General features: G+C 42.3%; 13 protein-coding genes. 6 read left to right on the top strand and 7 right to left on the bottom strand.

Going from position 1 to position 14,153, the window contains the following annotated elements:
• Positions 1–135 precede the first annotated feature (135 nt).
• From M1D52_RS06925 to M1D52_RS06910, 4 genes are read left to right on the top strand one after another with little or no spacing between them, the layout of a single operon-like run.
• Positions 136–558, top strand: a complete 423-nt coding sequence (locus M1D52_RS06925; protein ID WP_130856559.1) for an SRPBCC family protein — start codon at positions 136–138, stop codon at positions 556–558.
• Positions 559–570: 12 nt separating this feature from the next.
• The gene (locus tag M1D52_RS06920) at positions 571–945 is read left to right on the top strand and encodes a DoxX family protein (protein ID WP_013668241.1); all 375 of its coding nucleotides are present in this window, start codon (positions 571–573) and stop codon (positions 943–945) included.
• Entirely contained in the window at positions 938–1,321 is a 384-nt protein-coding gene (locus M1D52_RS06915) for an iron chaperone (RefSeq protein ID WP_013668242.1), read from the top strand. Before M1D52_RS06920 ends, M1D52_RS06915 begins: the two co-directional genes overlap by 8 nt.
• Position 1,322: 1 nt before the next feature.
• Positions 1,323–1,769 (top strand): glyoxalase, encoded by a 447-nt coding sequence (locus tag M1D52_RS06910; protein WP_013668243.1) that lies wholly within the window; start codon positions 1,323–1,325, stop codon positions 1,767–1,769.
• 1 nt (position 1,770) lies between these two features.
• Here the strand turns inward: M1D52_RS06910 and M1D52_RS06905 are convergent, their stop codons facing one another.
• From M1D52_RS06905 to M1D52_RS06895, 3 genes are all read right to left on the bottom strand, one after another.
• On the bottom strand, positions 1,771–2,793 hold the full coding sequence (locus M1D52_RS06905) for an LLM class flavin-dependent oxidoreductase (RefSeq protein ID WP_437391938.1): 1,023 nt from the start codon (positions 2,791–2,793) through the stop codon (positions 1,771–1,773).
• Positions 2,794–2,913: 120 nt separating this feature from the next.
• Positions 2,914–3,633, bottom strand: coding sequence for a DUF3891 family protein (locus M1D52_RS06900; RefSeq protein WP_013668245.1), 720 nt, complete (start codon positions 3,631–3,633; stop codon positions 2,914–2,916).
• 21 nt (positions 3,634–3,654) lie between these two features.
• Positions 3,655–4,074, bottom strand: coding sequence for a tetratricopeptide repeat protein (locus M1D52_RS06895; protein ID WP_437391937.1), 420 nt, complete (start codon positions 4,072–4,074; stop codon positions 3,655–3,657).
• A gap of 178 nt (positions 4,075–4,252) precedes the next feature.
• On the opposite strand from M1D52_RS06895, the gene M1D52_RS06890 reads away from it, so the two are divergent.
• Together M1D52_RS06890 and M1D52_RS06885 are read left to right on the top strand one after the other, a co-directional pair.
• Positions 4,253–5,776: an FAD/NAD(P)-binding protein gene (locus tag M1D52_RS06890; protein ID WP_437391935.1), complete on the top strand. Its 1,524-nt coding sequence runs from the start codon at positions 4,253–4,255 to the stop codon at positions 5,774–5,776.
• Positions 5,776–6,693: an AEC family transporter gene (locus tag M1D52_RS06885; protein ID WP_437391933.1), complete on the top strand. Its 918-nt coding sequence runs from the start codon at positions 5,776–5,778 to the stop codon at positions 6,691–6,693. The genes M1D52_RS06890 and M1D52_RS06885 overlap by 1 nt, the downstream gene beginning before the upstream one ends.
• Positions 6,694–6,724: 31 nt before the next feature.
• On the opposite strand, the gene M1D52_RS06880 is transcribed toward M1D52_RS06885, so the two are convergent.
• The 4 genes from M1D52_RS06880 to M1D52_RS06865 all read right to left on the bottom strand — a co-directional run bounded on the left by M1D52_RS06880 (position 6,725) and on the right by M1D52_RS06865 (position 14,153).
• Positions 6,725–8,245, bottom strand: coding sequence for a sulfatase family protein (locus M1D52_RS06880; protein WP_437391931.1), 1,521 nt, complete (start codon positions 8,243–8,245; stop codon positions 6,725–6,727).
• Between the two features lie 108 nt (positions 8,246–8,353).
• Positions 8,354–9,511, bottom strand: a complete 1,158-nt coding sequence (locus tag M1D52_RS06875; RefSeq protein WP_437391929.1) for a family 43 glycosylhydrolase — start codon at positions 9,509–9,511, stop codon at positions 8,354–8,356.
• A 27-nt stretch (positions 9,512–9,538) separates the two neighbouring features.
• Positions 9,539–11,011 (bottom strand): RagB/SusD family nutrient uptake outer membrane protein, encoded by a 1,473-nt coding sequence (locus M1D52_RS06870; protein ID WP_437391927.1) that lies wholly within the window; start codon positions 11,009–11,011, stop codon positions 9,539–9,541.
• Between the two features lie 46 nt (positions 11,012–11,057).
• Positions 11,058–14,153 carry a SusC/RagA family TonB-linked outer membrane protein gene (locus M1D52_RS06865; RefSeq protein ID WP_013668252.1) on the bottom strand — a complete coding sequence of 1,032 codons (3,096 nt, stop codon included), beginning with the start codon at positions 14,151–14,153 and terminating at the stop codon, positions 11,058–11,060.

The raw sequence follows: 14,153 nt of genomic DNA, 5'->3' as shown, positions 1-14,153 counted from the left end.
CTTACTATTAAGTCGCAAGATAAAAAAAAGTTTGTCACAATTCACCCCTAAAGTTGTCATTTTCACAACAGCCATAACTGGCTAAGCCGTTGTAATTTTGGATTATAAGATTTTAACAAATAAAAATTAAAAACAATGACACAGGCATCAAAAATTACAGTAGAAGCAACAGCAAATGCTCCCTTGGAAAAAGTTTGGAAAGCATGGAATACACCAAATGATATTATGCAATGGAACACTCCTGATCCAAGTTGGCATTGTCCAAGCAGTGAAAACGACTTGAGAACCGGTGGTAAATTCAAGAATAGAATGGAGGCTAAAGATGGCAGCTTCGGATTTGACTTCGAGGGTGTTTATGACAAAGTGGAACTACACAAGGAAATTACTTATACCATGGCTGATGGAAGAAGAGCCACTACACTGTTTACCGAGCAAAATGGTAAAACGAATATTGAAACTATGTTTGATCCTGAAACGGAAAATGATCCCGAATTTCAGAAACAGGGATGGCAGGCTATCTTGGACAATTTTGTAAAATATGTTGAATCGATCCATTAATTCATTAGCAAAGTGAAAAAGAATAAAACAATCTTTTGGGTAGCAACCACCATCATCATACTTTGGGAAGGTGTAATGCCCCTTGGCACCCTACTATTTGCGCCGGAATATGTAAACGCGGGTACAAAACCGTTGGGTTATCCCGATTACTTTGCCTATACGCTTATTATCTGCAAAGCACTGGGAGTGTTGGCGATTTCTCTCCCCAAAACACCGAACAAGCTAAAGGAATGGGCCTATGCAGGGCTTACCTTTAATTTGGTTTTCGCATTCATCAGCCACGCATGTGTAGATAAAAACATTGGTTTTATGTTAATGCCATTGGTGGTACTGGCTATTCTAGCAGTTTCTTACATTTATAACAACAAAATCCATGCAAATGGCTAAGACCAATTATCAAACTATTGATGAGTATCATCAGGATTTTAGCGGTGAAACCCTCGTGCGAATGCAAACCATCAGAAAAATCATTCACGAATTGGTGCCTGATGTAGCGGAAAGTATAAGCTATCAAATACCTTGTTTTAAATATAATGGTTACCTGATCTACTATTGCGCTTTCCCGAAACACATCACCTTGTCGAATCCCTACAGCGAAGTATTTTGGGAACATTTCAAGGCTGATCTCAAAGGGTATAAAACCAGTAAAGCGGCCATTCAGATTCCAATGGATAAACCACTACCCGAAGCATTGATTAGAAAAATCGTATCATTCCGAAAAAAAGAGAATGAGGAAAGGGTGGAGGATAAAAATGGCAAGTAATATGATTTCGCAACGTAAGCTAACGAAGGCAAGCCCCGAGAAGGTGTTTCAGGAATTTGCTACTGGCAAATTAGTGTCGGCCATTTTCATTACCTTTTCGGGTAATTGCAGAAAGGCCCTCACTTTTTATCAAACCTGCTTTGGTGGCAGATTACAATTTGAAACCTTTGAAAAAGAATTACAAGGATATACAGAAATACCGGTAGTTGTAGGATCGCTCGTTTCCGACAACATCATTATTTACGGCTCCGACTTGGTACACAACGAAGGAAGGACCATTGGAAATTATATATCTATTTTTCTACATTGCACCAACGTTTATGAAAGAAAAGCGCTGATAAAAAAATTGTTAGCAAATAAAAAGGACCGGATTATACCCGATCCTGACGATCAAAAATTAATCGAAATAACCGATGCTTTTGACGTGGGATGGGTATTGGGCATCTGACTTAGCGCCATCCCAATTCCGGCGCTACATGTTCCAATATCGCGGACAAGAGATGTACATTATAATCCACTCCCAGGGTATTGGGTATCGTTAGAAGAAGTGTATCCGCTTCTTGGATAGCTTCGTCCTGCTCCAATTCCTTGATGAGTTTATCAGGTTCGGCTGCATAACTTCGCCCGAAAATTGCACGTTTATCTTTTTCAATCATTCCAATTTTATCGTCACGACTAACTTCCTGTCCGAAGTAGTAGCGATCTTGATCGTTCATTAAGGCAAATATTGATCGGCTAACAGACACCCTTGGTTCACGTTGGTGACCCGCCTTTTTCCAAGCTTCTTTGTACAACCGAATCTGTTCTGCTTGCTGAACATGAAAGGGTTTCCCACTTTCGTCGTATTTCAAGGTAGAGCTTTGCAGGTTCATACCATTTTCGGCGGCCCAAACGGCTGTACTGTTGGATGCAGCGCCCCACCAGATCCGCTCTCGTAAACCTTTAGCATGTGGTTCCAAGCGTAACAGTCCCGGTGGGTTCGGAAACATAGGATATGGATTGGGTTGTGCAAAACCGACACCGTCTAGCCTTTTCAAAAATTCCAGCGCTTTACGGCGTCCCATATCCGCATCAGTTTCTCCTTCCATCAATTCATAACCGAAATAGCGCCAGCCGTCGATTACTTGTTCCGGCGACCCCCTACTGATTCCCAATTGCAACCGGCCACCTGAAATAAGGTCGGCAGCACCCGCATCTTCCACCATATACAATGGGTTTTCGTAACGCATATCGATTACACCGGTGCCGATCTCTATTTTTTTTGTTTTAGCACCAATGGCTGATAGCAATGGAAAGGGGGATGCTAATTGAGCAGCAAAATGATGCACACGGAAATAGGCTCCATCCAGGCCAATCTCTTCCGCAGCTACAGACAGATCGATGGATTGAAGCAGGGTGTCACTAGCTGTGCGAGTGCTATATGCCGGATGATTAGACCAGTGCCCGAAGGATAAAAATCCTATTTTTTTCATAAGTAACTATAGTAAAAACGATCTCAATTATTTTCGTTACTGCCAAATATACTCAAATACTGCTTGCTACCGCAAGCTCGCTTTGTTAAACGAGACATTTCCTTTACAAAAATACGCTCGTTAGATTTTAGCAAAATTAATCTTTCTAAAGTGAACGGTGCTCTCCCAAAGTGACTCTTTAAAGACAGCATCATTTTGATATTCGAGACGAGGAAGGATTCTGTACTCAAGGGTAAGCTCAAATTCGTTATCCGTAAAAGGCCAGGGATCAACACTTAATATACTACCGCTTTTGTCAAAAACATAATAACTGCGGGCTTCCGGACCCTGACTGACTTCCAACTTTCTCCCTTCGGGGGGAATCTGATCTTGGCAAAGGATCAGTGATAGCGCATCGCACCATTGCAAAATCGCATAATGGGCTTGTACTGTATTCCTATCGATCCCAAGCTCCGCCATCCATTTGTGCTGCAACGGTTGTAAACTTTTACAATATTGCGCCGATTCATCGGATTCAGTTGCATACAAGAATTGAATATGAAAAGATAACAAGAGCGCAACGTATAGACTTCGGGTAAGACCTTTCTTCAATAAAGCCTCACAACGTTGAAGGTTGAAGGACTCCATTTTGAAATCTTTTGGCCCTTTAAACCGGTTGATAATCCCTTCAACCTCGAATTCATTATAGGTGTCGTCGTGTATTCCCGTCGCAAACAGCACATCCAGTTTGAAAGGATCTGCTTCTAACCATTTAAGCTGATTTAAAATGGCCGCTGCTAATCGCCCGTGATGCCTTTGGAGTACAATTTCGAATCCCCTATCGGTATAAGTTACAATCATTTTATTCGGTAATAAGTCTATTCACTTCGCTTTTTTTTTTTCGGTGTCGAGTTTTCTGCGAGCCACCGCTTCTCTTTTTCTCCAAGTGTTAATATGCGGATCTTCATAGGTAGGCCTTCCTTTGTCATCCAAGAGGCCAAGTGATTTAGCAAGGCTTCGGCTAACGGTAGCAGAGCGGCGATTCGCTTTCTTCCAAGCCATCTGATCATCCCATAGATCTTTTTCATAGGCATCAATGCCCTGCTTGATAACAACGAGTTCATCCCGATATTGCTTCTGTCTTCGATAGATAATCATCAGGCGATTGTATGCTGCCGAGTGTAGTGGATCGGTTTGTATGATGCTCTTATATATCTTGACAGCGGCGGACATATCTCCTTCACGCTCTAATTCGCGGGCTTTCGTCATCTTTTCTTTTACGGACAATTTTTCTTTGGTCATTCGATATAAACGTGATACTCAATCAACAAGTATCGGGCAAAGATGTTTATGTTATGATCTATGCTGGGTAAAAACGTCTTTAGTTGCTGTCCCTTGCCAACTCTGTTGTTCGACACGCATTCGAAGGCTTACCTTGAAGTGCTAAACAATATGGATTGGACGACGTTTATTAAGTCATATGGATCATGAGCTTAAAATAACAGTTGCCATTGTCGGATCGGGTGCCAGTGGTGTTACCTGCTTTATACAACTTGTATTAAAATATATAATAACCAAGCCGTCCAAGATACTTTCGATTATACTATTCGAAAAGAAAGGTGAATTTGGCACTGGTTTGGCCTATGGAACCGGACAAGAAGGACATTTATTAAACACAAAGGCTGGTTTAATGGGATTGTTTCCGCAAGAACGATTGCATTTTGTACGATGGATGCATGATCATAAAGACAGGATTGAGCAGGAATTCCCTCAAGTAAGTCCTCATCCCGATGCCTACCCGCCGAGAATGCTTTACGGTAAGTATGTTCAGGCCATGCTGGACGAGTATTGGCAGCTAGCCCGGCAAAAGGGCATTGAGGTGAGTAAACAGCAAGTAGAAATCGTTGATGCCGAAGTGCAGAAAGATAAGCGTGTTATATTGAGATCGGCCTCCGATCATAGCTACCTTGTCGATTATGTTATATTGGCGACCGGCACGCCCGAAGCGGCAACTTTTGAGAACCTAAAGGGCTTGGAAAGGTATATCGGTTCCCCCTGGCCCTCAAAAAGAATTATACAAACCATTCAGGATAAATATGCGAAGATAAGTATTGTGGGTAGTAGTCTGACAGCCATTGATGCTTTGATTACTTTGGTTGCAAACGGGCATAAAGGTCCGATTACGTTTTTTTCATTGAGAGGGCTTTTACCGCGGGTACAATCGGCATCGGAAAAACCATTTCAGCGAAAAGTGTTAACGCTATCTACTATCAAGACCCTGATCCGTGAGAATCGCCGGTCATTGCGAGTTAAGGATTTAATACGCCTATTCCGGAGTGAAGTAGAAGGTTATCTTGAACGCAAGCTGGACTGGGCGACCGAAGAACGAGTCAATAAAAATCATCTTCAATTATTAGAAGAAGACATAAGACAAGCTATGAATGGTGACAGTTTGTTTCAAAATATTCTGTATTCTTTACGGGAAGAGACTTACGCTATATGGAAATTATTACCCGTTGATCAGAAAAATTTGTTCGTTAAATGGATAAAGCCCTATTTTGACATTAACCGGCATGCGGTACCCATGGAGAATGGCATTAAGATAATGAACCTATTGAAATCAAAGCAGTTGGAGGTTATCGGCAATAGCGAGGACATCAAATGGAAAGGAAATAAATTTGTATTGAAGACGGAGGACGGCCATACTTACGAAGCGGACTTTGTCATCAATGCCTCCGGACCGGCGAGCGTCATTCATAAGATGGAAGATCAAAAGTTGTTACAAGCTTTATTAAGCAAAAAGTATATTCAAGAGTATGGCGCCGGTGGACTGATAGTGGATCTGAATACGCTGCGGGTCAAAGACCTTTCATCAGAGGAAAGGACGCCGTTCTACGCGCTTGGGTACCCACTTACGGGATTGCAATTGGATGTAAATTCGTTATGGTTTAATGTGGAACAAGCAGATCTCCTGACGGATGATCTCATTCGTCAATTTCAATAATGGAGTTATTGCAAGAACTTCTTAACAAGGTACTACCTCTCTACGGCTTCATTCTTATTGGGTTCTTTGCTAAAAAAAGATGGCAGTTGGGCAGTAAATGGATTTCAAAAATTCTTTTATACCTTTTAATTCCCTTACTTATCATTGAAAATATGCTCCAGGCCGAGCTATCGGAAAGCGCTGTGGTTGGATCTATAATCTTTGTTCTTGCCTTGGCAATGAATATACCTGCTATTATCTGTAAACGTTTTGTAGCAAAAGATTTTAATGGTAGTCTTTTGAAAGGTAGCTTTTCCTACTATAACATTGGATGGTTTGGGATCCCGGTTGTAATGGCTCTTTTTGGTAATGAACAAATGCCATTAATTATCAGCGCGTATGTAGGCAATGTATTTTACGGTGACACCATAGGTTATTATCTGATATCGCGCACGAAAGGTCTTCCTGTGAAAGAGGCTGCGAAAAACGTTTTTCGTATACCTGCTCTGTATGCCTGTATTATCGCGGTGCTATTGAACTTGTTTAGCGTGAACTTATCTCAAAGGGCTGAACTTATTGGCGATGTGGTAGGCTGGACAGTTTCGGCTTCCGGAATGTTCATCATTGGCCTCACGCTGGCGGACATCAATTTCCAACAGATACGATTATGGAATTTTGCCAAAATATTAGGCTTGCGCTACATCTCGGGCGCGGTACTTCTGGTCCTGTTGTTATGTCTTGAAAAACAATTTATGCAAATACTTGACGATGATAAATCGAAATTAATGGGGCTGATTGCTAGTTTTCCTATTGCTGCAAACCTTGTGGTCTTCGCGTCCTTTCTGGAAACTGAAAAAAAGAATTCAGCCCTATTGGTTGGGATTTCTTCTATCATTTCACTTGTTTTGGTTCCTATATTGTGCTTGCTGCTATTTTGATTCGGCGAATAAATCAAAAACAGCCGTGATGCTAATTCTTTTTTTCCATAATCTCTTTTAACTTACCAGCCAGTTCAGCCACTTTATCAGGATATTTGCCGGCTAAATTTCGTTGTTCCCGGGGATCGTGCTTTAAATCATATAACTGCGGCTCTTGTTGCAGACCCGTTTCAACCGTTTTATTATCCAACCAATCGGGCGTTTTTTTGGAGACCGGTTCAATATACTTCCAGTTCTCCTCTCGAATAGCCATCGTAAACGATTCCTGTAACATAACGCGACGCCCTTCCTTTGACTTTCCCGTTAATGCATCAAGTAAGTTTTCGCTATCAGGTGCGATTGTCTCTCGATCGATTTTAACTCCAGCAAGGTTTGCCAAGGAAGCAAAAAAATCGATCTGATTAATGACCGCATCGCTAATTCCGGGCTGTATCTCATTTGGCCAACGAACAATCATCGGCATCCGCAATCCGCCTTCGAAGGCGCTGTACTTCCCTCCTCGGTATATACCGGCCGGCTTATGGTTGCCAATCAATTCTTCTGCATGATCGCCATAACCATCGTCAAGTACCGGCCCATTATCGCTACTGAAAATGACGAGTGTGTTTTTATCGAGATTTAAATCTTTCAGCGTTTTCATAATCTCCCCCACCATGGCATCCATTTCAACAATGAGGTCTCCCCTAGGTCCCATGTTGGTAGTGCCCACGTATTTACTATTCGGCATACGTGGCACATGAATATGTGGCAGTGCATAATAGAGAAAAAAGGGCTCATTCTGATGTTGATGGATAAACGCTTTCGCCTTATCTGTAAATACGTCAGCAAAATCTTCATCTTTCCAATAAGCTTGATGCCCGCCCGTCATATAACCTATACGGCTGACTCCGTTAACAATAGTTCCGCTGTGTTGGGTGTCAGCCGCCATCTTCAGCATTTTGGGATGTTCGAGACCAATGGGATCTTTTCCTATTTTTTTATTATAATCCACCTGGATCGGATCTCGATGGTCTAAATTAACAACACGACGATTTTCTACATATACCGTAGGCACACGATCAGCCGTGGCCGGTAATAAAAAACTATAATCAAAACCTATCTCCAAGGGCCCAGGCTTTATGTCCGCATTCCAATCCGGACTTCCGGTGCCCAAACCTAAGTGCCACTTACCAACTACGCCTGCAGTATAGCCAGCCTTCTTCAACATCGACGCCAAGGTTTCACGATCGGGTTCAATGATCAAAGGTGCATCACCGGGTAAAATAGCCGCGTCGTTTCGAAAAGCATATCTTCCCGTCAGCATCGCATAACGTGATGGTGTACAGGTTGAAGCCTCGGAATAGGCATTGGTGAAACGTAAGCCTTCCGCTGCCAGTCTATCTATATGGGTTGTTTGCACTGCGCTTGCTCCATAGCAACTTAAATCGCCATAGCCAAGATCGTCTGCATAAATAATAATGATATTGGGCTTTTTTAACGGCGAAGTGTTCTTTTGCTGGCAAGAGCTGAATACAATCGGGATGACAAGGGTGTAAAAGATATTTTTTATCATCTTCTTTGAATGAAAATCAATGCCTAATAGTAAAAATTCATATTCTTCAGGTTATCTTTAAACCAAGCCTGCTTTTAGCAGGAAACAAATAAGCATCCTTGCTGTTCATCATTTCTCTGAATTAACGGTTGAATAGAAATCGGCTGCGGCTTTAATATCAGGCTTTAGTCGATTGTCTTCCCACTTTACAGGCACAAGAGCGGGGCGGCAGGTTTGGGAGAATTTCTTACCCATAGCGCCGCGTGGATTAAAAAAGATGGTTGACCACCAATGGCCGCTTTTATCCTGAAACAGATTATTATGTCCTCCTTCCAAAATAGCGGGGTATCGCGGTCCGTAAGGTCCGTAAATATAATCCGATTCTGCCACGACCACATCATAGCTATGTAATTGTTCACCGGGTGTTTCCTTTCTTAAATATGTATAGCGACCATTGGAAATCGGTACAGACCATACCGTTTGTAATAACTGGTATTTGCCATGATGCTTGGTCAACCACACGCCTTCGATATAAGGTTCTTTAGCATAAGGTGTTTCTTTAAGTTGCTTAAAAGGCTCCGCGATATCACTCAGATCATTCTTCATACGAGCGATATAATGATCATGACCGACGAGATAAACCTCGCCGTCCTCATCTTCGAAGGCGCTGAGGTCAATGTTATCGAAAATAGCATGCTGTTCATTTCCTTTGATATTGCGATAAGGCCCTTCCGGTTTTCCTGAGATACTCTCTAAAACGAAAGATCCCTGATTACCATTTAAACAGGCAATGAGCAACCATTTCTTCTTGCTTTTTATATAGTGTAATTCAGGCGCCCATACGGCTCGATACATTGAATCAAGGGGATCGCCGTTTAGGGATACTGATCCCTTTTTGATGGGTTTACCAACCCTCTGCCAGGTAGCGGCATCCTCGTCGAACGACCAAATTCTACCCATTGATTCCCAGTTCTTAAGGTCTGGTGAACGCCATAAATATAGACCATCATTATAGTCCCAGCAATGCACTTGTCCGGCAAACCGCCTCCCCGGGGAGGCGGTTGTTCCAGTTAAATAATAATTCCCGTCAGGTCCGAGCATCACATAAGTATCACGCATCCATACGTCTAACAATGGTTTTACGGTTGGAGGAACTGTAAGCAATGGATCTCCCACGGGTGCGCAAGGATCACTGAAAGATTGACGCTTGCTCCGGTTTTGAGCGTGACCAATGCAATAGCTTAAACATAATATAAGGAGTATGAATTTTATCCGTTTGGTTAACATAGCCGTCTTAGTGTGTTAATAAAATCTCTAATTATACCCCTTGTTCTGTACGCAAAGTTTATTCGCTTGGATTTCGGATTGTGGAATGGGGAATAGAAGTTTATCTGGCGTTGCTAAAGCAGCTGACACTCCCCTTGCTATTGCTGACGACAAGAAGGTTCCTTGCCGGATTAAATCTTCCCTCCTTTTACCTTCAGAGATAAATTCCCAGCCTCTCTCTTTAAACAGAGCTTCTCTGAAAAGTTCTTTTGTTCCTGCTTCGGTAAGTGTTAAATCGGGCAAACCGGCTCTTTTGCGTATCTGATTAATAAGTGTAAATGTTTCTTCCGAGGGCCCGGATAGCTCATTCAACGCTTCTGCGCGCGATAATAAAATATCTGCGTAGCGCAATACAGGCACGTCGTTTCCGCTGTTATTTCCGATGGTGCTGTTATCCCAATATTTAAAGCTTCGGGCATTATCGTCATTGAGTATATTTACTGTTACGTTGTTATTATTTACATAACTGGTGCAGATCAACGCACGCCGCTGGTCGTTTTCCGCCATACTATTTACAAAGGCAGTCCTTAAACGGTATTGGGTTGCGAAGTTAGACATAGATGCCTGGTAAACAAACTCAGGAAGTTGAGCTGTGCTTTTAAAATTTGGCGGAAGGGCTCCGGCCATAAACCAGTTTCCGAAATCTACTTCATTACGACAAGGTAATACTAATAGCATTTCGCGGTTGTTCATTCCTTCGTTTTCTACTCGAAAAAGATCTTTAAAGGCATATTGACCGATGCTATAGTAATTAAAATCAATAATGGTTTTACAAGCATCTGCCGCTTTTTGCCATTGCTTAGTATTTAAGTAAAACTTTGCCAAAATACCGCTTGCGTTTCCTTTATTGAAGCGACCAAAGGCTTCCTCCTGTCCTGGATCCGGTAGATCGGGGATCGCTGCAAGAAATTCTGATTCGATGAAGTTTTTTATTTCTTCCTCAGTTGCTCTTGCTAAATCACCTGTTTGTTCAGTGGAAAGGCGAAGAGGTACCGGCCCAAAGAAATTATATAAAATAGCAAAAGCCTGTGCACGCAGTGCGCGCGCTTCCGCTAGAATCAATTTCTTACTTTCTTCCGAAGCATTTACTCCCTCTATATTTTCAATTACTCCGTTAGCGTCGCGGATACAGCGGTAATTCGGTGCCCACATATCACCTTCAAAAGTACCTAAAGTAGGCTCCCAGCTAAAATTAATTAAGTGTAATAATTGTCCGTTTTCTGCTCCGCCCGAATTGAAAGCCATATCAGTGCATACCTCCGAATCGTTAATAATAAAGCGCGAATTCTGCTGCGTTTGTTGTTGCGCATAGGCGGAAAATAAAAGTGACTTGATACCAGCTTCTGTTGTGAGCACGTTGCCTGGTGCAAATTCAGAATTCGGCGTTACATCTAATACATCGCTACAGGACGAAAGGCTTCCCAAAAGCAACAATGTAATATATTGAGTGATTTTTTTCATCTGCATAAATTTTTCTATAAAAAATATATTTACATACTTTACCAAACTAAAACTGCACATTAATCCCCGCCGTAAATGTCCTTGTAAGTGGGTATGAATTATAATCTACCCGCAGGATATCATCTCCGATTGCATTAACCGCAGGGTCTACTCCTGAATAGCTGGTAAACGTGTATAAGTTCTGTCCGTTAACAAATACCGTTGCCTTGCGAATAAATAGTTTTTCAGGTAAAGGGATCTGATAAGATAAGCGAACGGATTGTATACGTAGATAAGATGCGTCTTCTACGGTTTTATTCGTTATTTGTCTGGCACCCTGTACATCACCCGGAATAAAAGAGGGATACTCGTTACTTGGATTGGCTGCTGTCCATCGGTTAAGATATAGCTCAGCCAGTTTATTACGGCGAAAATCAACGGCATAATAAGAATCTACCAGACTACTATTGAGCATCTTAGCTCCTTTTGAGCCTTCTAAAAAAATAGATAAAGCTAGTTTTTTGTAGCGCATGTTGGCGTTAAAACCATAAAAGAAGTCTGGCAACGATTTACCTAAGATGACGCGATCATCTGCATTGATGATTTTGTTGTTATCGAAGTCCCTGTATTTCAGATCACCGGGTCTAACACCCGGTTGAGCTAACGAAAAATCGTCCCCTTCTTGCCAAACGCCATCCACGATGTAACCATAAAACGAGCCCATTGACTCTCCCGGTTTTAATATGCTATACTGACCGATATTTCCAGGACCTGAGCCGATAAATTGTTCGACATTTCCTAAGCTCAACACCCTATTTTTTAACGTTGTAATATTAAAATTGGCATCTACCTTTAAATCCTCGCTTTCAACAATTACACCATTAACCGAAAACTCCATTCCTGTATTGCGCATACTACCCACATTTTCTGTCCGACCAGCGAAACCTGAACTTAAAGGTTGAGGAACGTTATACAGAAGGTTGGAAGTTTTTCGGTTATAATAGTCGATGCTTCCAGAAAGTTTAGAACTGAAAAAGGCAAAATCCAACCCAATGTCGACCTGATGGGCAGATTCCCATCTTAAGTACGGATTTGAGCTTCTCGTAGGGGCGATACTGGTTACTTTCTCTCCATCAAAAACGGCAACTCTACCTGCAGCATAGGTTGAATAATAAAGGTAATTTACATTAGGTTGGTTGCCGGTAGCGCCATAACTAGCTCTAAACTTCAAGTCATCTATAAGGTTCATGTTCTTCAAAAAATCTTCTTGCTTCATTTTCCAAGCAATTGCCGCAGAAGGGAAATACCCGAAGCGATGCTCCGGACCGAACCGAGCCGAGCCGTCGGCACGTATCGATCCGGTGAACAAATATTTACCGGCATAGGAGTAGTTTACCCGTCCGAGGTAGGACAATAAAATATTTTCCTGCGCTCCGTTCCCCACCCCATTCAGCATTGCATCTCCTGATCCGATACCGAAATAGGTTAAATCCGGTAAAGCAAAATCCCGTGAATTGGCGATGAGTGAGCTAGAAGTATAACGTTCGTAAGTTGAACCGACCACTGCAGACAAATTATGCTTTCCGAAAGTTTTATTGTAGTTCAACGTACCCTCCACTAAATAATAAGTTCGTTTTCCATCACGGGCATCAGCATAACCATTATAGGAAGCGCCGGTTAGAGTAGAAGGATCAATCCAGAAATTACGCTGTGAAATATTGATATCGGCTCCTAATCTTGCCTTTGCTGATAAGGATGGAAGAATAAAATATTCAGCATAAAGGTTTCCAAAGGTACGATAGGTATCTCCTACTGAATATTGCCCATTAATTACGGCTAACGGATTATCCATTGGCGCCATTAAAGGGGAACGATAATAGGACCCATCCGAATTGTAAGGAGGTACTGTTGGATCATAATTCTGTGCCATATAAAGCGCACTGGCATTATCATTTAATCCGGTTCCGTTTGCATTGTAGTGGTCTTTGATATAGGCCGTGGCGAGGTTAATGCCTACGTTATACTTCGATGCCACACCCGTTTCCAGATTAACTCGCGCATTATAACGCTTGGTAGATGAGTTCAACATTACCCCTTCTTGATCAAAATAGCCTGCCGAAATGTGAAACTTGGTAAGCTCATTTCCACCACTAAAAGAAACATCATGACTTTGTATGGGTGCGTTTTTCAATAAGAGGTCCTGCCAATTGGTATTGTAAGTGCTCGCCTCTACGGGTTGATATACGCTGCCGTTCAACTGTCCTTCTTTAATGATGCCATTAACGGCAGAGGTATATTCTTCAGCAGTCATATAGCGTTGTGTTTTGGCAACCTGCTGTTGTCCGTAACTCGCGTCATAAGTAACCGCAATTTTCCCTGCTTTTCCCTTTTTGGTGGTAATTAACACGACGCCATTAGCTCCACGTGAGCCATAGATAGCTGTTGCAGAAGCGTCCTTTAATATTTCGATCGAGGCGATGTCTGCCGGGTTAAGAGCGTTTAGTGGTGTACGGTTATTCGGATTGTTCGTCGCTCCTCCTACACCGGCTGCGCCAATAGCAGCGGCATCATTCACGGGCATTCCGTCAATCACATATAAGGGAGCGTTATTTCCGGTGATGGAAGTGATACCACGGATTTGTACACTCATTGCTGCACCAGGCTCGCCACTTTTTTGGTAGATCTGCACGCCTGGCGTTCTTCCCTGTAAAGCTTGCTGCATATTAACATTTACACCTTTTGTCAAATCTTCTGCCTTTACGGAAGACACAGAACCGGTGAGATCACTTTTTGCCACCGCTCCGTAACCTATAACAACAATCTCGTCTAAAGCGGTACTTTCAGCTATCAGGGTTACTGACAGGTTATGTCTCCCGTTTAAGCCTAATTCTTGTGTTTTGTAACCTACATACGTGAATTTTAAGGTTGCGTTTGTTTGGACGCCATTCAATGCAAACCGGCCCTTTTCGTCCGTCATCGTTGCCAAAGATGCCCCTTTAACGGATACACTTACACCGGACAGTGCCTGTCCTACTTGATCAGTCACTTTTCCGTTAACGCTTGTCTGTTGAGCTGCAAGTTGATGCATATGTACTAGCATCAGGCTTATCCATAGGAAGTGCTTTAGCCTATTGGTAAGCTTTTCTATTTTTAATCGATCCAT

This window comes from Olivibacter sp. SA151 (assembly GCF_054130995.1).
The sequence above is the reverse complement of the archived record's forward strand: the minus strand, read 5'-3'. Positions and strand labels throughout refer to the sequence as shown.